General features: G+C 54.7%; 23 protein-coding genes and 2 pseudogenes. 10 read left to right on the forward strand and 15 right to left on the reverse strand.

Features of this window, described 5'->3' with window-relative positions:
* Positions 1-164: 164 nt before the first annotated feature.
* From BLU76_RS26670 to BLU76_RS26690, 5 genes are all read right to left on the reverse strand, one after another.
* On the reverse strand, positions 165-2489 hold the full coding sequence (locus tag BLU76_RS26670; protein ID WP_092225119.1) for a UvrD-helicase domain-containing protein: 2325 nt from the start codon (positions 2487-2489) through the stop codon (positions 165-167).
* A gap of 2 nt (positions 2490-2491) precedes the next feature.
* Positions 2492-3367, reverse strand: a complete 876-nt coding sequence (locus BLU76_RS31240) for a hypothetical protein (protein ID WP_139197707.1) — start codon at positions 3365-3367, stop codon at positions 2492-2494.
* Positions 3368-4548: 1181 nt separating this feature from the next.
* Positions 4549-5382 (reverse strand): DUF2971 domain-containing protein, encoded by an 834-nt coding sequence (locus tag BLU76_RS26680; protein WP_092225123.1) that lies wholly within the window; start codon positions 5380-5382, stop codon positions 4549-4551.
* 179 nt (positions 5383-5561) lie between these two features.
* On the reverse strand, positions 5562-6566 hold the full coding sequence (locus BLU76_RS31245; RefSeq protein WP_139211676.1) for a hypothetical protein: 1005 nt from the start codon (positions 6564-6566) through the stop codon (positions 5562-5564).
* A gap of 102 nt (positions 6567-6668) precedes the next feature.
* The gene (locus BLU76_RS26690; RefSeq protein ID WP_092225127.1) at positions 6669-7730 is read right to left on the reverse strand and encodes an AbiJ-NTD4 domain-containing protein; all 1062 of its coding nucleotides are present in this window, start codon (positions 7728-7730) and stop codon (positions 6669-6671) included.
* 247 nt (positions 7731-7977) lie between these two features.
* Between BLU76_RS26690 and BLU76_RS31250 the strand changes: the two genes are divergently transcribed.
* On the forward strand, positions 7978-8256 hold the full coding sequence (locus tag BLU76_RS31250; protein WP_139211677.1) for a hypothetical protein: 279 nt from the start codon (positions 7978-7980) through the stop codon (positions 8254-8256).
* Positions 8257-8265: 9 nt separating this feature from the next.
* Here the strand turns inward: BLU76_RS31250 and BLU76_RS26695 are convergent, their stop codons facing one another.
* From BLU76_RS26695 to BLU76_RS26710, 5 genes and pseudogenes are all read right to left on the reverse strand, one after another.
* Entirely contained in the window at positions 8266-8952 is a 687-nt protein-coding gene (locus BLU76_RS26695) for an HD domain-containing protein (protein WP_092225128.1), read from the reverse strand.
* 34 nt (positions 8953-8986) lie between these two features.
* Entirely contained in the window at positions 8987-9376 is a 390-nt protein-coding gene (locus BLU76_RS26700; protein WP_092225130.1) for a hypothetical protein, read from the reverse strand.
* A gap of 131 nt (positions 9377-9507) precedes the next feature.
* Positions 9508-9591 (reverse strand): annotated as a pseudogene (locus BLU76_RS32025) (glutamine amidotransferase); the annotation flags it as partial.
* A gap of 6 nt (positions 9592-9597) precedes the next feature.
* Positions 9598-10653: an alpha/beta hydrolase family protein gene (locus BLU76_RS26705; protein ID WP_092225132.1), complete on the reverse strand. Its 1056-nt coding sequence runs from the start codon at positions 10651-10653 to the stop codon at positions 9598-9600.
* Positions 10654-10751: 98 nt separating this feature from the next.
* Positions 10752-11429, reverse strand: coding sequence for a phytanoyl-CoA dioxygenase family protein (locus BLU76_RS26710; protein ID WP_092225134.1), 678 nt, complete (start codon positions 11427-11429; stop codon positions 10752-10754).
* 144 nt (positions 11430-11573) lie between these two features.
* Here BLU76_RS26710 and BLU76_RS26715 point away from each other — a divergent pair, with 144 nt between their 5' ends.
* Positions 11574-12197: a hypothetical protein gene (locus BLU76_RS26715; protein WP_092225136.1), complete on the forward strand. Its 624-nt coding sequence runs from the start codon at positions 11574-11576 to the stop codon at positions 12195-12197.
* A gap of 332 nt (positions 12198-12529) precedes the next feature.
* Here BLU76_RS26715 and BLU76_RS26720 read toward each other — a convergent pair whose 3' ends face one another.
* Complete coding sequence (locus tag BLU76_RS26720; RefSeq protein ID WP_092225138.1) at positions 12530-12808, reverse strand: short-chain dehydrogenase; 279 nt, start codon at positions 12806-12808, stop codon at positions 12530-12532.
* A 401-nt stretch (positions 12809-13209) separates the two neighbouring features.
* Between BLU76_RS26720 and BLU76_RS26725 the strand changes: the two genes are divergently transcribed.
* The 6 genes from BLU76_RS26725 (at position 13210) to BLU76_RS26750 (ending at position 18552) form a co-directional block, all read left to right on the forward strand.
* On the forward strand, positions 13210-15399 hold the full coding sequence (locus BLU76_RS26725; RefSeq protein ID WP_092225140.1) for a response regulator: 2190 nt from the start codon (positions 13210-13212) through the stop codon (positions 15397-15399).
* Between the two features lie 90 nt (positions 15400-15489).
* Positions 15490-15741 (forward strand): hypothetical protein, encoded by a 252-nt coding sequence (locus BLU76_RS26730; RefSeq protein WP_256572267.1) that lies wholly within the window; start codon positions 15490-15492, stop codon positions 15739-15741.
* 373 nt (positions 15742-16114) lie between these two features.
* Positions 16115-16525: a glycine zipper domain-containing protein gene (locus BLU76_RS26735; protein ID WP_092147378.1), complete on the forward strand. Its 411-nt coding sequence runs from the start codon at positions 16115-16117 to the stop codon at positions 16523-16525.
* Between the two features lie 422 nt (positions 16526-16947).
* Positions 16948-17154, forward strand: coding sequence for a hypothetical protein (locus BLU76_RS26740; RefSeq protein WP_027911463.1), 207 nt, complete (start codon positions 16948-16950; stop codon positions 17152-17154).
* A gap of 87 nt (positions 17155-17241) precedes the next feature.
* The gene (locus BLU76_RS26745) at positions 17242-17601 is read left to right on the forward strand and encodes a hypothetical protein (protein ID WP_092225142.1); all 360 of its coding nucleotides are present in this window, start codon (positions 17242-17244) and stop codon (positions 17599-17601) included.
* 255 nt (positions 17602-17856) lie between these two features.
* On the forward strand, positions 17857-18552 hold the full coding sequence (locus BLU76_RS26750) for an HAD-IA family hydrolase (protein ID WP_092147384.1): 696 nt from the start codon (positions 17857-17859) through the stop codon (positions 18550-18552).
* Between the two features lie 63 nt (positions 18553-18615).
* On the opposite strand, the gene BLU76_RS26755 is transcribed toward BLU76_RS26750, so the two are convergent.
* Entirely contained in the window at positions 18616-19362 is a 747-nt protein-coding gene (locus tag BLU76_RS26755) for a 3-oxoacyl-ACP reductase family protein (protein ID WP_092225144.1), read from the reverse strand.
* 125 nt (positions 19363-19487) lie between these two features.
* Between BLU76_RS26755 and BLU76_RS26760 the strand changes: the two genes are divergently transcribed.
* Positions 19488-20411 carry a LysR family transcriptional regulator gene (locus BLU76_RS26760; protein WP_092147390.1) on the forward strand — a complete coding sequence of 308 codons (924 nt, stop codon included), beginning with the start codon at positions 19488-19490 and terminating at the stop codon, positions 20409-20411.
* Between the two features lie 47 nt (positions 20412-20458).
* Here BLU76_RS26760 and BLU76_RS26765 read toward each other — a convergent pair whose 3' ends face one another.
* The 3 genes and pseudogenes from BLU76_RS26765 to BLU76_RS26775 form a co-directional block, all read right to left on the reverse strand.
* Positions 20459-21187: an aspartate/glutamate racemase family protein gene (locus BLU76_RS26765; RefSeq protein WP_092147393.1), complete on the reverse strand. Its 729-nt coding sequence runs from the start codon at positions 21185-21187 to the stop codon at positions 20459-20461.
* 60 nt (positions 21188-21247) lie between these two features.
* Positions 21248-21528: pseudogene (locus BLU76_RS26770) on the reverse strand (cytosine permease); the annotation flags it as partial.
* Between the two features lie 319 nt (positions 21529-21847).
* Entirely contained in the window at positions 21848-22591 is a 744-nt protein-coding gene (locus tag BLU76_RS26775) for a phosphoadenylyl-sulfate reductase (protein WP_063325000.1), read from the reverse strand.
* 174 nt (positions 22592-22765) lie between these two features.
* Here BLU76_RS26775 and thrH point away from each other — a divergent pair, with 174 nt between their 5' ends.
* Positions 22766-23383 carry a bifunctional phosphoserine phosphatase/homoserine phosphotransferase ThrH gene (gene thrH / locus BLU76_RS26780; protein WP_092225146.1) on the forward strand — a complete coding sequence of 206 codons (618 nt, stop codon included), beginning with the start codon at positions 22766-22768 and terminating at the stop codon, positions 23381-23383.
* Positions 23384-23416 lie beyond the last annotated feature (33 nt).

Below are 23416 nucleotides of genomic sequence, written 5' to 3' on the forward strand. Positions count from 1 at the left end.
GCCAAAACCAGCCACTCGCTAACGGCAGATTCGCCCCATGGAAGACGAGGTCCCGAGATTATTCGAACACTTTTAGTAGCTCGGATACTACCTAGATGAATCCTTCATCTTTTAACAACCACCCAGCTCTCATGCACAAAGAGCTGAGTGTTGCTTCAGCGGTCTTATTTTTTTGTAATTAATCCAGCTGTCACTGCGTCGCTAAGGATCTCATTTTCTGTTGCAGATTTTGAGATTGCGAATATCACCTTATACCTTGCCCTAGTGATTGACAGGTAAGTCTCTCGGATCATCTGTTGCTCGATTGCAGATTCAAGGGCTGGATTCTCCTTAACTGTAAGAGCTCCTTTTTCCAATCCAACGATAATGACAGCGTCAAATTCCTGTCCGCCAACCTGGGCAGGTCGACAGAGCACTACTACTGGCTGATCCGTCTTGATCTTCTCTCCTCTCTCACGAAGCACTTGAAATGGTAAGTCGGACTTGGATAGTTCATCTTCAATCGCGCTCCAGTAACTTTCAGTGTGACTGATGATTGCGATTTGTCGAATGTTGTCGGCGCGCATTTCACGTACGCGGCGGAAAATAAATCGTCCGAAGTCTCGGGAGTCGGGAGTCTCTTTTTCGAGAGCAGGTCTTCCAAATTTCTTATCCTTGGCGGGCGTGTGAAAGCTTTCAATTGACGTGAAGTCAGGAAAATCACTGCTGAAAAGATTGGTGCTTCTCTGGATGACAAAAAATGCTAATTTGGCAATTTCTACTGTAGAGCGTCTTATTGAATCAAGGCTCTGATTTGAAATGTCTTTAATGCCAAGTGTTGCGAGCCCTGCGTTTGATTGTCCATAAAAAGACTGAGCCTCATCTAAAGCTAGGGCTATAGGGACGTGGGACATCTTTTCATTAGAAAGAAGGGAGAATAGACGTCTTTCATTTTCGTTGAATAATTGTGCTTCATCTACAAAGATATAATCGAAGCCTTCGCTTTTTCGACGCAGCCTCCAGACTGGGGTTTTGATAGAACCAAATAGTGAGAGCGCAATATCATCAGGATCAAGCGCCCCATATTTCTCAAAAACTTCACGATGGTACCATTCGAATAAGCTGAATACGAAATCTCTCTCGTCGCGTGTGAGAATTCCGTGAAATCGACTAAGACTGCGTTCGGACTCTACGTAGCGACGACGATCTTGCTCATATCCATGACCCTTAATGGCAATTGAGATCTCCGCAAGGACAAGTTTGGCAAATACATCAGTTAAGTTTTTGTTCTGGTAGACTGTGGTTAACAGGCTGCTGGAAGCGATCTGTTTCTCATATGAGGATTTTTCATAGGCTAACGCCTCAAGTATTTGCTGGAGTTGGTACAGCTTAGCATCTGTGGCATCAGGATCTAAAATAGATTCCAACTCTAACCCAAGTTTAATCCTGCAGTATTCTGAAAGAGTGGTAACGGTTATGTGCTCTTTATAAAGCTCAGGATTTTCACTTGATAGCACATCAAACTTTTGGATGACTTTGGCTCGCATCGCATCGCTGTGGACGATATAAAGTATCTTACATGCGTTTCCCTGAACTTTGGAGTTGATAACTTTGAATAACGCAAGCAGCTGCATTAGTAGTGTTTTTCCGGATCCGCCCGGACCCAGTATTCGAATTGGATTTTTGTCAAGTGCGTCGGGGGTTAGTATTTTTCGTTGGGCCTCGGTTAACGGGCTATCTATCTTGACCCAGTCCTTGAAGGTAAAATTTAAAGTTTTATAGACCTCATCGCTCGTAATGGAGGATTCACTTGTGTTCACTTGCGCATGAAAAAAGTCATCTTGCTTTATGGTTTCTTCAAAATAACCTTTGACGCTCGCAGCCAGTAGATCAAGAGTATCATATGCGTTAGATTTTTCGAGCTTGCTGTTGTTTATTAGGGCATTGGCTTGTTGTCTAAGTGCTTCTAAAGACCTCATTTCAATATTGATGCATTTTACTACGGCGCGGAAACTGTCGCTCGGACCGGCCGAAATCAAAGTGCGAGTAGAGGATTCATCCCCCCCGCTGATAATATCGTAATATCCAAGGCTATACTGTCGGGCATCTGTTCCGCGACCGGCTAAAATAGTGTGTATATTCTCATCATGCTTTCGGTGCATGAATGCACCTTCAACGAGGAGCCCTTGTAGTCGCTGATTTGCAAGATATATGGAGCGCTCAAACGACTCTTTACTAATTTCAAGCTCTGAAAAAATAGACGTATCACCGGATAGCTTTATTAGCGCAAGTGACTCTTCACCAGTTCCACTAAGATAGTCTGAGTGCCATAGGGAGAGAAGTGTTCCCTCCGAATTCGCCGCTAATCGAAAGGGGCCTTCCAGAAAAATTGCACCCGCGAGGGCTTTAGGGTTTCGAGCTATTTCTAATAAAGCGTTGTGAATTTTTTCAATTACCCCGATTTTAGGAAGTAACCATTCCGCCATGCCTTGAGTTAAAGCCAGGTACATAATTAAAGCTCCTTTATTTCTTTAACAAAGTTATCAAGCGAGGTAGCAGTAAAGTCTCGCGACCCCAATCGCATGAACATGCCAAGATACCTGGAGATCATATCGCTCAGAAAGTCATCTTTCAGCGTGGAAACTTTTAAAGGACATGCATCAAAGTGCTCAATCATAGGTGCGGTTACGCTCATGCGCTTACAATCTTCGCTCCACCACTCATCTCGCGAACACTGTGCAGCGTCCAGGATTTCAAGAGGGATTGAATATACGTATCGAAACAAAGCTACAGAGTGAGACGGGATGGCTGCGAAGTCACTGAGGTTACCGTAGGCGGGAAAGAAATGTATATCTGATTTAAAAGAGTTACAGAATATCTTCTTTAGAATCTCGCCATATCTCTTTTCCGAAAGTATAAGTTCGACGCTTGGTCGCTCACTACTTCTTTCGTCAAGAGGTGCTTGCGTATATTCGATGTACTTTTTATATTCGGTTAGACGGGCGTGAAAAGCGATTTGTTTTTTATCACCCTCAATAGATTTAAGAGCTTTTTCGAGCAGATGGATTGGCGGGTGCGAAAATCGGTCAGCAGGTGGATGTTCTTCTGAACCATAAGGTTTTAAGCGATTAAATACCTCATTCCAAATCTCGCCATAAAACGCTTTACTATAAAGATATTCGCTAACTGGGATGATCGGGATGACGGTAGCTGTTTCAGTTTTTTTTTGGCTTAGGTCGCATGCTGGGGAAATTACGATCCCGGTAACCTTTACCTTGTTCGGAAGACCGAATCCCGGAAGGTTGTGCCATATGTCGCCAGTCTCGTGATTTAAGCTGGGCATATTTTTGTAGAAATCTCGAGCTTCAATTTGTGGAGCTGATGGCATCTTTTTAACGTCCGAGTTAAATGCGCTTAATAATGGCCTTTCAAGATAAGGCGGCAGCGAGCAGCGTCCTGACCCCCGTTGTAGACGCTGCAGTGTTTCCTACCCGAAAAGCTGCCGTGGCTGCCGGCTCTGCCATCATAATGCCATACAAAAGTCTTAGCGGACATGGTGCGTCCTCACTGACGCGATTGCTCAGAAATTACTGGCGAAAATAAGTTGGTCTGGCAAGCCTTCAATTAGGTAAACCATCGAACCTCAGAAACTATGTGGCGTGGCGAAACGTAGGCTGAACATAGGCCGGGCAGCTAAATCGCTGGGGCGCTGTTGTGGATCCCTTCTGGCTAACCAAGGCGAATCACTGGAATCACTACCCGTTATGACGCTGCAATCAGGGGAAGGCAATCGCTCGAAAACGCCCGCTTCCGGACAAAAGTTGACGGTCACGACTGTCCGCTATTGGCCGATTGTGTTGAAAAAGTCGGCCATGGTTTGCGCGTCAGAAAAGTACGCGTCCGAGATTGAAATCTTTACTTTTGGCAGAGGCTTTCTGACTCGGATTTCACGTAGCAGCGTGCAAAAAAGGCGTTTTCACCGGTCAATGGCTATGCAGTTTGGGCAGACCGACTTTTTCAACAGAATCGGCCGATATCTGCCTGTCGCGAGGGCCGTAATTGACCTAGAGCAGATGCCCAGACATTCAAACCAAACGAGTAGATAATCGACTGCTATTCCAGCCATTTCCAGTGCGTATGAACAACGAATCTTCCCAACGCGAATCTACCGGCAGTACAGCATATAACCTTGCGCAGGCCCACGGTGCCCGGCCCCTGTCCGTTGATGGCTATCATCAAACGGTAGAACTGTGCGGTCGCGTCACCTGCGGCTGGCTGTTCCGCTACAGGATCATTTGCAGCTTGGACATCCCAGCGCATGACCAAGAGTCATTCGCTGGCGCTGTAGGTTGCTTGGTTGCTGACGACGGAGAGATACGTGATCTCTCAGGTCCGATGTTCATGGACATGCTTCACATGCTGGCATAGCTCGCGGGACCACCTTGGCCGACCTCTGCCGGTCACGATGGGCGGGAGTCGGCCAAAAGTTGCCACTCATTGCCGCACCCAGGACTCTGGTACAAGGTGCCCTGCAAGTACGAGTTTCGACGATGCGGATGTTGTCTTCAGTTATGCCAGCAATTGGGAGCCAAAACTGAAGGTGCCAGGGATGTTGAAAGCCCTCTTTAATATCACGTGAGAGTAGTCACGTGCTGAAAGTAAATCCTTTATTTTTTCCTCGTCAGCTTTAGACGTTTTCGTTCCAAGAATAACCTCCCGTAGAGCAGAGGTTGAAAAGGAATGATTTCCCGGGCTCGATGTAAGTCGAAACTCTTTTTCATATTTCCAGTCTTCGGACTTTGTATAAAGCCCTATTTGCAACATCGCATCTACTTGTTTGTTGTAAAAGTTCTTACCTTGCTCATCGGAGAAGTGCACACCGTCCCAAGGCCGGCAAAACTCACCAAACTCTTCGATCAACTCTAAGAATTTTTCCATGTAAGGAGGAGTTGGCAAATACTGAACGTCTCCTGAATCGGTGGCACCATCGATTTGCAGAATCTCTGCATTGAAGCCGAGGCATATTCCGCGGTGACCATCGGCATAATGAGACCAAAGCAGTGCGTCGTGTGCCGTTTTAGAAAGAGAAAGAATCCCTCTGCTCTGCATAAAGAGATAGAGGGCCTTATTTAAAGATATTTCCTCACCCTCTTTGGTCACACCCTTTTTTATACTGTCAAGCATTGTTATAAGAAACGACCTCCGGCCTTCAGGGTGGGTGTCTGTCTTATATACATGGCTTTTAGCGCGCTCATATTCTGATTTGACATCTATTGACACATCTAGTGGATCATTCAAATTTTGAGGGGGTGAGAAATAAAGCTCATGATTTCGAAGTATATCCCAGGTTCTAGGTGAGCATGATCGATACTTGTAATACATAATCGCCTCATTAACATCCATCTATTCCGCACCTTTAAGTCGCGAATTCAGAGCTTGCAATGTCCCTTATACCGCCGTCGCTGCATAGCGTCAAAAAGAGAGTTGCAGGTTCGCCTAGATGACTGCTTTGGGTCTGCGACCCTTCGGGATACGCGGCAATCAACCCAAAGCGGCTACTCGTTGTCGAAAAACATAGAAATTCAGGTTCCAAGCGTGTAGCAGTCAGTTACGCACATTTGATTTAAGTCGGACTCAACAATATTTATGTTGATGTTTTTTTCGCATAATAGATTCTGCATTTTATTTTTTAGCACTTTATTAGATAATGCTTCTTCCAGTCCGAGAGCTGATTGATGTTGTTCCATATGTTGCGCGCGTATTGCTTTTTTATTCTTGAATGGAAGCGGTGATAGTATTATCTTGCCGATAAAAGACTCTAAGTCCGTTATGTTAAGTTGTACGCTTGGTATGTTATTTATAGTGCTTTGATTGAACTTGTAGGAGAAATTTATATCGTTTCGATCAGGCCATAGCATAAAGCGTATTTCATTCTCGTAGCTGAAGTGCATGGCCTTCGAGAAAAATGGGCGGCAGATCATATCACTATCTTCGAATACGGATTTTCGATGATCAAGGTATTCGATTTTTTGAACTGAAAGATTATAGCCGTCTTTAAGCTCTAGGCTATCCTCCAGCGATCCGATGGTCGTCTCAATGCATACTGACTCACCCAGTGTTTTTGCACATTCCGTACATCCAACATCATGGCGACAGTTACTACCTGAGCTTCCGTATAATTGCCACATTGCATCACATTCATGAGGTAGATCTGTCCAGCAGCTGGCGTAGAGCCATGAGCTAATGCGTTGTAGATAAGCATCGCCATCAATTTTTTTAAGAGCGCCGAACAGAGATGGGAAAGTTTGGTTTTGAATTGCATTTTGCAGTTTCTGAAGATTGAGCAACTCGTGTTCGGTTCGGGGTTGAGTGCTAGGCCAACTACAATTAATTAAGTCTAAGACCTCAAGGGAGTTGCTGATGGAAGGAAAGTTGCCTTTGTTTATTCCGCCTTCCAAGTGGTCGTCAAAACTGTCAAATCGAGAGAAATGCATAGTTTGAGACTTTACTAATCTTTCAAAGTTCTCAAAAGACATATAGCGTCTGATTGTTTTATCTCTTGCCACGCCTACGCTAAATTTTCCCATGCTCACTCTCTCCAAACAATTTTTATCGTATCTTGTCGAAAAAAACGATGGTGATTTCGGATGGCTTAAAGTCCGTGGGAGTTTACCTCTGATTCCGTTCCCTCACATTCTTCGAATGAGAGTTCGTACCCAGGACATTGCTGTTTCTATGGCCCAGTCGGTTTGGGGAATAGAGAGTACGGGCATTGGTTCAGATCCCGGACCGTGGCCAAGACTATTTCTGACTTTGCGGAAGTAGTCTCGAAGCATGTCGCCTTCCCACACCGCCAGATAGTTCCCGTTGGCTTTGCTGACGAGATTATCAATATAGTTCGACGCGCCTGATTCGGTTCCACGCGTCCAGCCCTTTGTATCGGACACTATCTTTATTGCGCTTTCGAGTGCTTTCGCAGCGAATAATGCAGGGTCTTTGTCGTTTGAGTCTCGACGATCAATAGCCTCTTTGATATCAATGTCGACGTTTTTCCATAACGGAGCGGCAACCAAATCCCAGAACGGCTTAGCAATATTCTGCTCAATGACATCGTCCACTGAAACTTGGATGAAACCGTTGTGGTATGTCAAAGGTGCTCGAGCTCGTCGAAATCGTTCGTTCAACTCTGAGACTTGAGCATCGTAAATTGCATTTTGTGTTTGGTTCCAAGCCTTTACCCCATCGACAGCATTACCCGGAATACGCATGCCACGAGATGGCATCTTGTCACGTAACGCTGCTTCGGCCAGTGCCTGTGGCAGACGAATATTCAACTGTTCTATTTCCGCACCTCGCATTCTCATCGCGAGTTCAATGAAGCTGAGCCGCTCTTTCACGAAACGATCGGCATCTGGATGGCCGGTTGGATATTGTGCCTTAACAAACTGCGCACATACGTAATCCCAGCCCCAGTTTCCTTGTACTGGCCACTCTTGGCTTAGTCCATTTCTCTGTGTGAAAGAGTAATGCCTCTTTGAAAGCTCATCCATGCCCAACTCGCGAGCTATCTGATCATGAAGAGATTTCCATTTGGCTTTATTAGCTTCAATCTCGCTGCCCTCGGAATTGTAATAAGGCAAAGCATCCTTGACGATTCCAAATACTTGATTGAGCAACCGCTGCTCAGCTTCTGTATACGCTACCCAAATGGGATGATCTAAATAACGATGAGCAAATATGTCTGTAAGCACGCGCTCGCTCCTAGTGAAACCGTTAATCACTCAGTCAAACGCTGGTAAAAGTTGAGGTAGTCTGACTTTCAAGAGATTCAAATACATTACTGGCCTCTCGACCCATTGTCCAATGCCCGCTTTTGGCCGTATGCTGCCTATCGCGAAGGATCGCATCGGCCAAAAGTAGTCATCCAATCTCGTTTTTTAGCTATCTTCTGGTCATGCGAAATGAACCACCCTTCGATTTCTATCAGAGGGTCGGTCCATGAATTCGAATCTTACAATCTCAAATTTTTTGGGTCCGTGGTGTGGGGATTCACTTACAGGTCTGATGCAGCGTTGCAGGGCGGTCTGGGATACCCCTTTAGCAAATTTGACCGACCTGATGGTTGTCACTTTTTTGAATCAGGGCATCGCTGTCACGCAGATGCTTATAGAAGCAAAGCGCCGCATAAAAGAGCAGGAACGAGATGGGAGCGAGTACTTTGAGGGCCAACTTCTCGAAGCCATGAAGCGAGTGCAGTCAGGGGACTTCGCCGCTTGAATCCAGCCTTCAGTCGAGACGGTCTATGGCGCGTACAAGATTTGCGCGTGCCTGCTGCTCGAATGCGTCGAAGTACGCTGCGGTCGTATAGATGCGCTCGCGCGCCAGGAAGCCTTCAAGGACCTGGCGCCGTTTTTGGCGGTACACCGGCAGAGGCACAAACTGGTATTCGTGGCGAATTTGTTGGTCGTATTCCTCGAACCGTTCGAACGACGCTCCAAGGATCGCCAGGTCCGTGTCCACCAACACTGCTTCGTCTGCCGATGCCGGGGCGCCGTCGTGTCGCGTCACCATGATCAGGTTGTAAAGCCTGTGTCGCGTTTCATCGCCCAGGCCACTATCACGTGCCACGTCGTCCAACCATTGCGCACTGCGCAGTTCGTTGTCGCTGCGAAGGGGGTCGTAGATCGCGTCATGGAACCACAGAGCGAGGTCGATTTCGGCGGAAGCCCGGCAGGCCGCGTTGACGAATCGGCGCACTTGAAGGCATTCCTTCAGATGCTGGAGGTTATGGTAGGCGCGGTGCGGCTCGCAGTAGTGTCGAATGAGTTCTTCGTATGCCTCGCGCGACACGCGCACGACGCCAAGCTCCGCCCAGACGCGAGCCCAGGTGTCGAAACCCGTGACATCAGCCGCGTCTAGGTCGCCGTGTGTGCTGGCCGTGATTTGACCGTTCTCTTCTGGCGAACCCGTCATCGTTTCTCCTGCGCTTCAAATATGAAAAAGGTATTTATTGGGCATCACCCGCCGGTTCATCTTCGACATCTTCCGATGGCGCTCCGTAAGGTGCGCCAATCTCGACCCGATCAGCCTTTACCCAACCGGTATAGTCGTCGCCGCTCTTGGCGATGAAGTTCACTTCCAGCCATGATTCGTCTTCAAGGCTGGAATAAACGGTGAGGGAGTCGCCGGGTATGACGAAAATCTTCTTATTGGCACAGGCTTCATCTGGCGCTTCGTGGAAATGCAGGCGCCCGGTGCCAATGACCTTGCCTTGCACTGACGGATGAAACTCAGGCACCGTTCCGGAGATCTTTTCCGCCAGGGCAGAACAGTTGACAGCGGCCTGGCTCAGGCTGCTGAAAAGGCACAGGCACAACACGCTTGAACGCAGATACATCTTGGCGAATTCCGTTTGGGGTGGAGGCGTAAAGGATAGTTAAGTCGCAAGCTATTGGAAAAGAGACCTATCCAGAGGAAAAGAAGACAGCATTATTTTTCACGGTCAGCTGTGTTTGCAGGACGAAGCAGTCACCCATGTTCCGCTGCCAACATCGACCTGAACTGGGAAATGATCTCTGGAGATAACCCGCCACCTTCGAACACTGCGCAGGTGATCGGTTACAAACTGCCTTTTTTGTCTGCAGGTGATTGCGCCAGAAACTCCGCTATCAGCGATGCGACCTGCTGCTGAATCACCTCCCGAGCACGACCGCCATCACCATCCCGACAAATGATCTCATCCCCCGGCACTTCCTCCTCAAGCATTTCCTCCGCCCCGGGTTTACACATCGACATGAAGCTGAAATGGCTCGCATCGCTGATTTCGATGTAACGGCTAGACGCTGGGGGCAGGCGCTTGGCCAGGTTGGCAGATTCCAACTCAGCGGGAAGTTCTTGCGACGGTACTCCGGCAGCGATCACCAGAGCGGGGACAGGCAGCGCGGCCAAGCTTTTATCGGTCAGGCCCCGTGAAAGGCCGAGGTCCAATGTCACCACCGCAGTGACGCGTTTATCGCGCCAAGCGGCGGCCAGTTCGGCCTTTGATTCAGCGGTGCTGGCGGGGTTCATCTGTTCGTAAACGGTGCAGCTGGCTAGCTGCGGGTGGGTTTTACAGTCTTGGGCGAAGCGCTCTGGGTCGAAGCGAGCGCCGCCGATCTCCAGGGCCGTCCAGCCGCCGAGTGAATGGCCCACGGCTGCAATTCGACCATTGGCCACCCGGCCAAATTTTTCAGGCTGGGTCGTGACCGCATCGATGGCTCGACGCAGATCAACGGGCCGCAGCCATAACTGCGCCGCCGCTTGGGGGCTGCGGTCATGGGTGGTGCTGCCGGGGTGGTTGACGGCGGCGACGATGTAACCCTTCTGGGCCAACGCACTGGCCAGCCAGATCTGGTTGCTCCAGTTACCCCTGTATCCGTGAGAGAGCACCACCAATGGATGTTCGCCGGCCGTTGGCGGCGCGTTACGCACGGCAGACGCGCCGACAAATACCGCGTTATCGGCGATCAGTTGCGCGGTTTCGGTCGTTGCGCCGGGGTACCAGACGACCATCTCCAGTGCGCGGCCATTGTGCGGATCCGGCAGGGTGGAAGATTGGAAACCGATGGGGTTCTCGCCAGCCAATGCGGTTGTTGTCAGGCAGGCCAACAACAGGGCGCCGAAAGCTGTTTTCAATGTCGTTTCTTCCTTGATTAGACGAATGGGGGGCGATGAGCACGGGCATTAAAGCTCAGATTCGAACCGCTGCGCATGATTTTCATCAACCCGAGAAACTAGTCCCCGAAAGCAAACTCCGACGGTGCGAATCGGTCGCTGGTGTCCATACGAATATTGCGCAGCGCCACGGTTTCCAAGTGTGACGCGTAGAGCGACTCCGAGAAATAGCTGATCAGAATGGAACGACGGCGTGCACCGATCACGTTCAGGCTGCCCGCATGCACCAGATCGACATCGAACACCAGGATGTCACCGGCAGAGCCTGAAAGCTGTATGGCGCCTGACTCGTCATTGAAGTCGAAGGGCGGGGCATCCGGCTCGGGGCGGTGGCTGCCTGGGACGATCCGTGTCGCGCCGTTTTCGGGGCCGTAATCGTCGAAGAAAGCCAGGGCGATGGCGATGTCGCCTGGCCGTTGGGCTGACAAGTCGCGGTGCAATTGTTGGTGGCCGTTACCCGCCAGGGGCTCGCGGCCTTCCACTTGGGAGAGGAAGAACCGTTCGCCGATCAATTCACCCGCCACGGCCAGTAGCTGGGGTAGACGACATACGGCCTGAATCTTTGAATCATCGTCCAGCATCGAACAGCGCCAGTCCATGCCGCGTGGCACTGGCCATTGGTCCGACGGTCGCACGCCGGCATCGAACACGGCACGAAGGTCGGCCAGCCACTCGTTCGGGATTGCTTGACGGAGCAGGGCGTAGCCGTCTTGGTGGAGTTGTTTGTGGTCAGCCATGGTTCGTCCTTGGGCGGGCATTTGGAAGGCTAGTCTGTAAACCAAAGTGGGACCACCCGACATTGGTAAAGGACGGCGACCAGAGACAATCCCGGTAGGTTTGCAGTTATCATCCAGCCACCATCCAAGAAAAGGACTTCACTGATGAAGCGTTTGTTCGCCTGCACCCTCCTGACACTGGCCGTCATCGGCTACGCCAAGGCCGACCAGAGCACCTTTGAAGAAACGAACCAGTGTTCGGAAGATATCGATTGTCAGGGCGATTTCATCTGCAAAAACGGCCAATGCGACAGCCCTCAGCTCCAGCGAAGCCCTGTTGCAAAAAACACCGCCAAGACTCAAGCCGCACCACCCGCGCCTCCGGGTGTTGCCTATCAAGCGCTGCCCGTCAATACCGAGCGTGCCGGACCTTTCACGACGCAGACTGAGGCGATGGCAACTGCGCTGAATTACCAATCGCGAGCGGGTGTGATGAACGTCATGGAATCCATCGTCGAGCAGGCCGAGTACACCGGTTATGTGACGATTGAAAAGGCTTATACGTTTGGTCCGAACAAGTATGTGCTGGTGGTTTCCACGGGGGAGGGTGGCAATGCTTGCCCGGCGTCGACCTATGTATTCAGTTTCGACACCCAGGCCGAGCGCGTTGATGGCAAGCGTGAAGTGGACGGGTGTTCTGAGTTGGTCGAGGCCATGGCGCAAGGGAACAAGCTCATGGTCAAGAAGGAGGGCGCTGTGACTGTTGTTTATAACGGGATTGTCGAGTAGTTCAGTTCGACGATGTACCCGTGGCGAGGGAGCTTGCTCCCTCGCCACAGTTGTGTGTTCACAGCTTTGGTGTTGGCGGTGTAATGAGGTTCAGCATTGAAAAGTCCGTGTTGCCAATGAAGAGGTCCGCCCGACGCCGACCAATCCGAATAGCGCACCATCAATCACGCCGTACACAACCCCGTGGCGAGGGAGCTTGCTCCCGCTGGACTGCGCAGCAGTCCTGAAACCGGCTGGTGTGATTTGCCTGGTTCGCCGCGCCAAAGTCTTTGGGGCCGCTGCGCGGCCCAGCGGGAGCAAGCTCCCTCGCCACAGGTTGTCGGCGGGCAGGCTTATAGGGGGGAACCTGCCGGTGCCGCATCCAATCTTCGGGCAATCACATCCATCACGTCGCACCCATCACGCAGTGGGATGCAGCACAGTTGTGCGAGGTCCTGAAGGGTTGCGGGATCGATGGTCAATTCATCACGCATCGCCAGGTTCTCCAGGAATTGTGTGGCGGCACGGATTCGGTAGGCGGCTGAGTCGAGCAGGATGTGTAGCGGGGCGGTGGTATCGACGTAGAGAGGCTGGTCGTCGGCGTTGCTGGTAAGGCCCGTGTATTGATTCATAAGTAAGCTCCACTGGATAGTTTTGCCCACTGCGGGTCGCCAAACCCGGCCACCATTTGGGCGACTCGAAGACTATAGTCGCCGCCGCAAAAAATACGCAAGGGATTGATAGCGAAGGAGATTCCCAATCATATGTAGGACGTTGCCATCGTCGTAAGCATCTGAGCTGTACGTCTTACAACCCTGTAGTCTCGTTACCTACATCAAGCTCATTCCCTCCGATGTGTAAGACATTTCTGTAGCCTAACCTTCAATTTCCGCCCTTCATCCCCCATTTGCCCCCCGACACGTCCCACAATCCAATCGCGCATTCCCATCCGGCGCGGGATAATACGGCCCTGCTTGGGGTCATAAGCGTTTCCCCCCTCGTTGGTATTGGCGTCTCAGAAGGATCGAACGCAATGACAGATTGGCTTCAGAGCTCTGGAGAAATGGCTGAACGGGTTCGGCGCCATCCTTGGGGGGACACGCCACTCGGGCCGCCTTCGCAGTGGCCTGATGTGCTGAAGACCACCGTGGCCCTGAGCCTTGCCTCGCATTTTCCCCAGGCCATCGTGTGGGGGCCGGACCTGATCACGTTGTACAACGACGCGTTCCTGCCGATCCTCGGCAGCAAGCCCGAGGCGCTGGGGCGGCGGTTCGATGAGGTGTGGCGGGAGGTCTGGAGCGATATCGGGCCGATCGTGCGCGCGGCCTTCGATGGGCAAGCGACCTTTATAGAGAACTTCCCCCTGGTCATCGAGCGCGGCGGCGGTCCAGAGCAGGCTTATTTCACGTTCTGCTACAGCCCCATCCGTGACCAGTTCGGCAAGGTCGTGGGCATGCTGGATACGGTTACCGAGACCACTTCCACGGTGTTCATGACCCAGCGGCTGGCGGTGCTCGATGCCATTGGCAATGCCGTCGCGAATGCCACCGACCCGCAGAGCATCATGGCAGCCACCACACGGATCCTGGCGGCGCACCTGAACCTGTCCAATTGTGCTTACGCAGACATGGATGAGGACGAAGACGGCTTCACCATTCGTGGTGATTGGGCCAGGGTGGGTTCGCCCCATATCCTTGGGCATTATCGACTGGCTGATTTTGGCCGACTGGCGGTCACTAACCTGCGGGCCGGCAAGCCGCTGGTGATCAACGATAACCTCAAGGAACTGGCGCCGGAGGAAGCGGCGACGTTCCAGGCCATTGGCATCGCGGCCACCATCTGCGTGCCGTTGATCAAGGGCGGGCGATTGACCGCGTTGATGGCGATCCACGATAAAATGCCGCGGGTCTGGTCATCCAACGACCTGGCGCTGCTGATGGAAGTCACCGAGCGATCCTGGGCCCACATCGAGCGCGCCCGTGCCGACGCTGCCGTGCGCGAAGGCCTGGCGGCCCTGGCCGAATTGAATGCGACGCTGGAAGAACGCGTCGAGGAGCGCACCACGCGCTTGAAACAGACCGAAGCGGCGCTGCGTCAATCGCAAAAACTTGAAGCCATCGGCCAGCTTACCGGCGGCGTGGCCCATGACTTCAACAACCTGCTGACCATCATTCGCTCTTCGGTCGACTTCCTGCGCAAACCCAGCCTGTCCGAGGAGCGTCGGCAACGCTACATGACGGCGGTGTCCGAAACCGTGGAGCGCGCCTCCAAGTTGACCAGCCAGTTGCTCGCGTTTGCCAGGCGCCAGCCGTTGAAGCCGCAAGTCATCGATGTGGGCAAGCAAGTACAGAGCCTGGGGGACATGCTGCAAACCGTCACCGGGGCGCGGATCCAGGTCCACGTCGAGTTGTGCGATCGGCCCTGTTACATCCGGGCGGATCTGAGCCAGTTCGAGACCGCGCTGATCAACATAGCCCTCAATGCCCGGGATGCCATGAATGGCCAGGGCACGTTGTGGCTTCGGCTTAGTTGCGGCGGTGGCATGCCGCCGATCCGTGGTCATGCCGGGGCCGGGCAATCCTTTGCTGCCATTGCCCTGGCGGACACGGGTACCGGTATTGACTCGCCAGTGCTCGAGCACATCTTCGAACCCTTCTTCACGACCAAGGAGGTGGGCAAGGGCACGGGGCTGGGCTTGTCCCAGGTGTTTGGCTTTGCCAAGCAGTCCGGTGGCAATGTCGATGTTTCGACCGTGGTGGGTGAGGGCACGGTGTTCACTTTGTACCTGCCGGAAGTAGCGCCCGAAAAAAGCCATGAGCCTGTCCGGGAAGAACACACACATCTGCTGCCGGAAAAGGGCAAGCGTCGGGTGTTGATCGTGGAAGACAACCTGGAGGTGGGGCGTTTTGCCAACCAGATCCTTCAGGACCTGGGCTACGAAACCGCCTGGGCGACCAACGCCGAAGAAGCGCTGGAAATGGTTGGCCCGGATGCGATGGCATTCGACGCGATATTTTCTGACGTAATGATGCCGGGGATCAGCGGCATCGCCCTGGCCAGGGAACTGCGCCAGCGGCGCCCGGATTTGCCGGTGGTGCTGACTTCTGGTTACAGCGAAGAGTTGGCCCACAGCGGCCATGAGGGCTTTGAATTCTTGTCCAAACCCTATTCGGCCGATCAGGTTTCCCGGGTTTTAAACAGGACGATACTGGGGGCTGAATGAGTGTTTCCTTGTTGAAACAGTGAGTTCCATTCGTCGGCCAAGGGCTTTGTTGAATCAACAGTCTGTTGATGACCGACTAGTCTCATTGTCGTGAAGGTCGATATTTTCAGGCAATCGGTTGTTGCCGGTATGGGCCTCGATGAAAGGGGAAAGGCAATGGGAGCACCGTACAGCGAGGAGAACACTGCCGCGTATCCGATCAATGAAGGGTTGCAGTGTGGCCAGTCGGCCTATCATGCAGACTTCGGTGACGAGCCGATCAAGTCCATCAGGACAAAGGTGGCCAAAGTGCAGCGAGGGGAGAAGGCCAAGTTCTTGCCCAGGGTCCCGGTCAGAAAGTGACGGCGGATCATGGTAGGGGAGCTTGCTCCCGCCGGGCTGCATAGCAGCCCTTTTTTTTGACAGTTTTACCCTCCTGGGTGGGAACGTCGCCAGGGACGCTCCGCGTTCCGCTTCTGGGGTCACTACGCAGATATTTTTCATCTTTTCTCAACGGGCGATTTCTTTCACGTTTCTTTCACAAGCAAGTACGTACTCTCAGCTCATCCGTTAGAAAGCAGTACCTGCCCGTTTCCCCAGCGGGCTTTTTTTTGCCTGTCATAAAATAAACCGCCGTTTCGTTGTCCAACCGTCATGGCTGACGCTGTCTGGCGTAAACTCGCGCCCGCGCGCACCGGCCATTTCTCCCCGATGCGGCATTTTTGAGGTTTCTATCATGCGTTTGACTTTGTCCACCTTGGTACTGGGGTTGGTGGTTGCCCAGGGCGCGATGGCTGCCGGCGACGGTACCGCCGCGGTCGGCGGTGGTCTGGGCGGTGTATTGGGCAACGTGGTCGGCCAGCAGATGGGCGGCAGCACCGGCGCCGCGATTGGCGCGGGCGTTGGCGGCGCAGCCGGCAGTGCGGTGGGCGCTCGCAAGGGCAGCCGCACCGAAGCGGCCATTGGCGGTGGCTTGGGGTCGGCCGGTGGTTCGGTTGTCGGTAACCGCCTGGGCGGCTCCACCGGCTCCACCATCGGCGCAGGCATCGGCGGCGCGGCGGGCGGCGCGTTGGGTAGCAACCTGTCCAATGACAACGACCGTCATTCCAGTGGCAAGAAGTACAAGCACAAGAAAAAGCATCGTTAAGCGGATGCTTGGATGAAGAGACGTGGCCTTGTGCCGTGACGCTGTTCATCTGGAAAAAACGGCGCTTCTTTCAGAAATGGGAAGCGCCTTTTTTTTGGGCTTCTTTTGGTTGAAAGTGTACGGACCGGACACATGGTTGACGGGTGTGCGGGGACATGGTTGACACTTTCCAGCGAGCCGCCGTAACGGCGGAACCATAAGCGGCCGTTACCACAAAAACGGATATACACTCCAACCTGCCCCCCCAAAAAAACGGCAAATCAAAATCTCCGGAACGATTGCCATCCCCCCGCTTCGAACACATACATCCATCAACAATTGCGAGGTGTACCATGACGCCGCAAACGCAAGGCCAGGAAGAACAAGACTCCTCGGGCACGCCTGTCGTCAATGACCCGGGCAATGAAGACCCCGGGTCCCTGATGGATGACGCTCAGGTTCCCTTGATCGAGGAGGATGAAACCCCGGAATACCCGCTGCCTTCGCCCACCAACTCCCTGAGTCGCGACCAGCGTCCGCCCGATGACGATGCGGGCGTCGAGCAGGTACCCAGCGACGATGAGGATGTCGAAGCGACCCCGGATGACCCGGACATCGCCGGTGACGATGCCTCCGGCAAGCCGAGCTGATCGCGGGCCCGTCTGTCGATTCAGTGGCACCATCGTCCTGCCACGCGTGCCACACATCAGGTAAGGATCTTGAAAAGGAGACTCACCATGATGAAGTCCAACATGACAGCGCTGACACTCGCCGGGATTCTTTCGCTCAGTTCACTGGCTGCCTTGGCAGAATCTTCGGGCGGCACGCCCCCCGTGGACAAGGGCGGGATGCCACCTTCCTCAGAAATGGAGGCCGGCTCCAATTCCGGTGCCAACGGTAACGCCTTGCCCCCGGGCTCCGTGAGCGGCGGGAACGGCGGCGATACCAACGGCAGCAGCACCAGCCCCGGTACGGGTAGCGGTTCGATGAGTGGAGGCAGCACGATGGGCGGTGCCGACGCCGGCGGTGGGACCAACGGAGGAACCGGTACCAGCGACAGCGGTGGCAGCTCGGGCGGCAGCAGCTCGGGACAATAACCATCCCTTCACACCCATCCGCTTTCTGTGGCGAGGGAGCTTGCTCCCGCTGGGTTGCGAAGCAGCCCCCACGATCCTACGGTTGCCGCGCACCCGAGCGGGAGCAAGCTCCCTCGCCACGACCCCATCCATGGATTTCCCATTGCCGGTTCCAAGCCCCCTTCGTTATCCTGCTGAATCCTTTAAGGCGAACACGCTGCCCTGGCCGCACCTGAGCCATCCCTGGAATGTTGTGTTGATAACGGATCAGATGCGATGAATACACCGCTGAAAGAGTTTGGCCCGATCAAAGCTGTGATTTTCGACATGGATGGGCTGTTGCTGGACACCGAGGGGATCTACACCGAGGTCACGTCCATCATCGCCGAGCGCTACGGGCGCACGTTCGATTGGAGCGTCAAGCAGAACATCATCGGGCGTGGGGCCACGGACTTGGCCAATTACGTCGTCCAGGCGCTGGAGTTGCCGATCACCCCCGAAGAGTTCCTGGTCATCCGCGAGCCCTTGATGCGCGAGCGCTTTCCTCACGCCCTGGGGATGCCCGGTGCGGAGGAGCTGGTGCGGCATTTGAAAGCCCACAACGTTCCGATTGCGGTGGGCACCAGTTCGTCGAGCCCTACGTTCGCACTGAAAACCACCTTGCACCGGGACTGGTTCGCACTGTTCGACTTCATCGTGACGGCGGACGACCCCGAGGTCGGCGCGGCGAAACCCGCGCCGGATATCTTCCTCACTGCTGCCCGGCGCCTGGGTGTCGATCCGCGCGATTGCCTGGTGTTCGAGGATTCGCCGTTCGGCGTAACCGCCGCGAAAGCCGCCGGCATGACCGCCATTGCCATTCCGGATTCGGCCATGGCGGATGAAAAATACGCCCACGCCGATGGGATCATCCGCTCCTTGAAAATGTTCCAGCCCAGCCTTTGCGGTCTGCCGGAGTTAGAGTGGGCCTGACAGCGAAGGGCTGCTGCGCAGCCCAACGGGAGCAAGCTCCCTCGCCACAATGATCGGCTCGGATCAGGCGCCGAAACCACCGTCGATGGTCAGGCTGGCACCGGTGATGTAACCGGCTTCCGGCCCTGCCAGGTAAGCGACGAAGCTGGCGATTTCATCGACGTTGCCATAGCGCCCGACAGCCATCAGCGACAGCAGGCTGGAGGCGAAGTCGCTGTCGGCCGGGTTCATGTCAGTGTCCACCGGGCCGGGCTGCACGTTGTTGACGGTGATGCCGCGTGGGCCGAGGTCACGGGCCAGGCCTTTGGTCAGGCCCACCAGCGCGGCTTTGCTCATGGCGTAAGGCCCGCCGCCAGCGAAGGGCATGCGGTCGGCGTTGGTGCTGCCGATATTGATGACACGGCCACCTTCGCCCATGTGCCGCGCTGCCGCCTGGGTGGCGACGAACACACTGCGCACGTTGACGGCCAGGGTCTGGTCGAAATCTTCGAGTTTGAATTCATCCAGCGGCCCCATGGCCAGCACACCCGCGTTATTGACCAGGATATCCAGCCGTCCAAAAGCTTCGACGGTGGCGGCGACGGCGTTACGAACGGCGTCGGCGTCGGCGCTGTCCGCCTTGATTGCCAAGGCCTTGCCGCCCGCTGCGGTGATGGCGTTCTGCAGTTCTTCTGATTTTGCGTCAGAGCTGACGTAGGTGAAGGCCACGGCGGCGCCTTCCGCGGCAAGGCGTTTGACGATGGCGGCGCCGATGCCGCGAGAACCGCCCTGGATCAAGGCGACTTTACCGTTCAGTGCTTGGGTATTCATGATGTTCTCCAAAAAGTGCCGGGGCGAGGTGCCGCGGTGATGGAGCGAGTATCAAGAAGGTGCCGTGGGCTGTGTAGACCGTCATTGCTATAGTCTGTCTAAACTAAAAGTTTAGAGTGAGGCTCATGGAGACCTTCAACAGTATCGAATGCTTCGTGCGCAGCGCCGAAGTCGGCAGCTTTGCCGAGGCGGCGCGACGTCTGAGCGTAACCCCGGCCGCGGTGGGTAAAAGCGTCGCCAAACTGGAAGCGCGAATGGGTGTACGCCTGTTTCAGCGCAGCACCCGCAGCCTGAGGCTGACCGAAGCCGGCCAGTTGTTTCTGAGGGAAGTCGGCAGCAGCTTCAACACCATCCAGAACGCCGTCGCCAACCTGGCCAGCGCCGGTGGGCAACCGACGGGAACGCTGAAGGTGAGCATGGGCACGGCGTTCGGTCGATTGTATGTCGTGCCGCTGCTGGGGGAATTTCTGCGACGTTATCCGGCGATCAACCCGGACTGGCATTTCGATAACCGCCAGGTAGACCTGATCGGCCAGGGGTTCGATGCCGCCATCGGCGGTGGTTTCGAGCTGCCCCAGGGCGTGGTGGCGCGCAAGTTGACGGTGGCTCATCGGGTGCTGGTTGCGTCAACCGACTACCTGCAAACCCATGCCGCGGTGACAGAACCGGAAGATTTGTCACAGCATCAAGGCATCCTGATTCGTTCACCACAAACCGGGCGCGTGCGTTCCTGGCAACTGACCAGCCGTAATCGGGAACACAGCCCGCTGACGCTCAAGACGCGCATGACCATGAGCGATTCGGAAGCCGATTGCGCGGCCGCCACCCAAGGGCTGGGCATCGGCCTGGTGAGCATGCCGATCGCCGTTCCCTTCCTGGAAAGCGGGGCTCTGCAACGGGTGCTGCCGGACTGGTACGTCGACGACGGCAACATCTCCATCTACTACGCCGAACACAAGCTGTTGCCAGGCAAGACCCGGGCGTTCGTGGATTTCATCATCGAGCAGTTTGCCGAGCAGGGGTTGGCGCGGCGGTTTAGTGCGGTTTGAGCGGGGCACCAGACCGACTCGGGACACTTCGGTCCAAGCCTGTGAACTCACCGCCCAAACCGCCCCGGCCAGCCAATGATGGTCTTGGGCCGAGGCGTCGCGTAGGTGCGCACTTTCGACGTCGACAACCCCAGCCGCACCAGCGATTCAGCAATGGTCACCGCCGCCGTCACGCCATCGACCACCGGCACGCCGGTGCGCTGGCGGATCTGCTCGTCGAGCCCGGCCATGCCGCCGCAGCCCAGGCAGATCACTTCGGCCTTGTCCTGGCTCACTGCCAGTTCCGCCTGTTGCACGATGGCATCAATCGCCCGTTGCGGGTCCTGCTCAAGCTCCAGCACCGCCAAACCACTGGCCCGTACCGAGGCGCAGCGGTCGAACAGGCCGGACAGCTTGAGCCGGTCTTCGATCAGCGGCACGGTGCGGTCCAGGGTGGTGACCACCGAATAAGCGTGGCCGAGGAACATGGCGGTACTGGCGCCGGCATCGGTGATGTCCACCACGGGCACGTTCAGCAGTTCTTGCAGACCTTCGCGGCCATGCTCGCCGTAGCCGGCCTGGATCACCGCGTCGAACGGCTCGTCGTAGGACATCACCCGGTCCATCACCGCAATGGCCGCCAGGTAACTTTCAAAATTGCCCTCGATGGAATCGGCACCGAAATGCGGCGTGAGCCCGACGATTTCGGTGCCCGGCGCGGCCACGGCCTGGGCTTGGCGGGCGATGGCCTGGGTGATGGATTCGGTGGTGTTGACGTTGACCACGAGAATTCGCATGAACTGTCCTCCTTGATGCATGAAAGTAAGCGACCCGTACCGGCCGGGCCGTTTGAGGGATCAATGATGAACGTTATCCACAGCGATGGATTCACCGCTGACGTCCTCGTAATACGGTTGGCGCTTGGCAATGATCAGGTACAGCAGCCCTGCAATCGAAGCGCCAATCAGCCAGGAAAATGGCGAAACGCTGTCAAAACCAGGCACCCACGCCAGGATAATCGCGATCAGCGCCGCCGGAATGAACGCCGCCATCGCGCGAAGGTTGACCCCGTTGCTGTAGAAATACGCCCCGTTTGCTCCTCGCTGTACAGTTGCGGCACGTTGATGCGGCCAGGCTTGCGGATCTAAAGTGTGTGTATGTTCTATGCAAGCTGTATACAAAATACATGTCAAATCAAGCCAGATCCATGCCGCTTACGGATCTGTTCGAAGAAGCGCTAATTTCGTTTCGTTATGATCTTTGAATAACTAACTGAAATACCGATATTTAAAATTGACCGTTTAAACAGGTATTTATTTTTTGGCGAACGTCAGTGGGAGTTGGAACGGCTGGCGAGGCGGGAAGGTGTGTGTAACTTTTGGGGGCGGGAACGTAAATCGGTGCACACAAAAATGCCACATGTAGTGGCATTTTTGTGTGCAGAGGACGGCGGACGCTTAGACGGTCTTGGATTTGGCGATGATGTTCCCGGCGTGCAGCCCGCATTCTTTCTGCGTAGCTTCTTCCCACCACCAACGGCCTTCGCGCTCGTGCTGGTTTGGCAGCACCGGGCGGGTGCAGGGTTCGCAGCCGATGCTGATGAAGCCGCGTTCATGCAGGCTGTTGTAAGGCAGCTCGAGCATGCGGATGTAGCCCCAGACTTCTTCGCTGGTCATCTGCGACAGGGGGTTGAACTTGTACAGGGTGCGCTCCGGGGTGGAAAACGCCGTGTCGATTTCCAACACCGCCACCTGGCTGCGGGTGCCGGGGCTCTGGTCACGGCGCTGGCCAGTGGCCCAGGCGCGGACATCGGTCAGTTTGCGTCGCAGGGGCTCGATCTTGCGGATGCCGCAGCACTCGCCGTGACCGTCCTTGTAGAAGCTGAACAGGCCTTTTTCCTTCACGAAGGGTTCAAGTTTCGTGTAGTCCGGCGAAACCAGCTCGATGTCGATCTTGTAGTGCTCGCGCACCTGATCGATGAAACGATAAGTTTCCGGGTGCAGGCGACCGGTGTCGAGGCTGAACACCTTGACGTTCTTGTTCAGTTTCCAGGCCATGTCCACCAGCACCACGTCTTCGGCGCCACTGAACGATATCCACAGGTCGTCGCCGAACTCGGCGAAGGCCAGCTTGAGGATGTCCTGGGGGGACTTGTTGGCATAGGTCGTGGCGAGTTCCACGACGTCGAACGATGGGCTCATCAGGGCGGTTTCCTACAGGTCGGTGGCGCTGGGCGCTCTATATGGGGCTGATGGTAACAAAAGCTGTCGGGGCTGGCGCGCTCCTGTGCGTTGCGCAGGCTTCGACGAATGGCTAGAGTCGGCAGGCCTTTTGTTCGCTCAATCGATAAACATCAGAAAAAATGGGAGTGTCTTGTGGAAATTGCCTGTCTCGACCTGGAAGGTGTGCTGGTCCCGGAGATCTGGATCGCCTTCGCTGAAAAAACCGGGATTGACTCCCTCAGGGCAACCACTCGGGACATTCCCGACTACGACGTGCTGATGAAGCAACGGTTGCGCATCCTCGATGAACACGGCCTCAAGCTTTCCGACATCCAGGAAGTCATTGCCACCCTCCAGCCGCTGGACGGCGCCATCGAGTTCGTCGACTGGCTGCGCGAGCGCTTCCAAGTGGTGATTCTGTCCGACACGTTCTATGAGTTTTCCCAGCCGTTGATGCGCCAGTTGGGCTTCCCGACATTGCTCTGCCATCGCTTGATTACCGATGACAGCGGGCGGGTGACCGGCTACCAGTTGCGTCAGAAAGATCCCAAGCGCCAGTCGGTCCTGGCTTTCAAGAGCCTGTACTACCGGGTGATTGCGGCGGGGGATTCCTACAACGACACCACGATGCTGGGCGAAGCCGATGCAGGGATTCTGTTCCATGCGCCTGAGAACGTGATCCGTGAATTCCCGCAATTCCCGGCGGTGCACACGTTTGCCAAGTTGAAGCAGGAATTCCTCAAGGCCTCGAACCGCAATCTCAGCCTGTAAGTTGATCGTTCCCACGCTCGCGTGGGAATGCAT

The sequence above is a fragment of the Pseudomonas sp. NFACC08-1 genome, from assembly GCF_900106735.1.
In the GTDB taxonomy this organism is placed as follows: domain Bacteria; phylum Pseudomonadota; class Gammaproteobacteria; order Pseudomonadales; family Pseudomonadaceae; genus Aquipseudomonas; species Aquipseudomonas fluorescens_Q.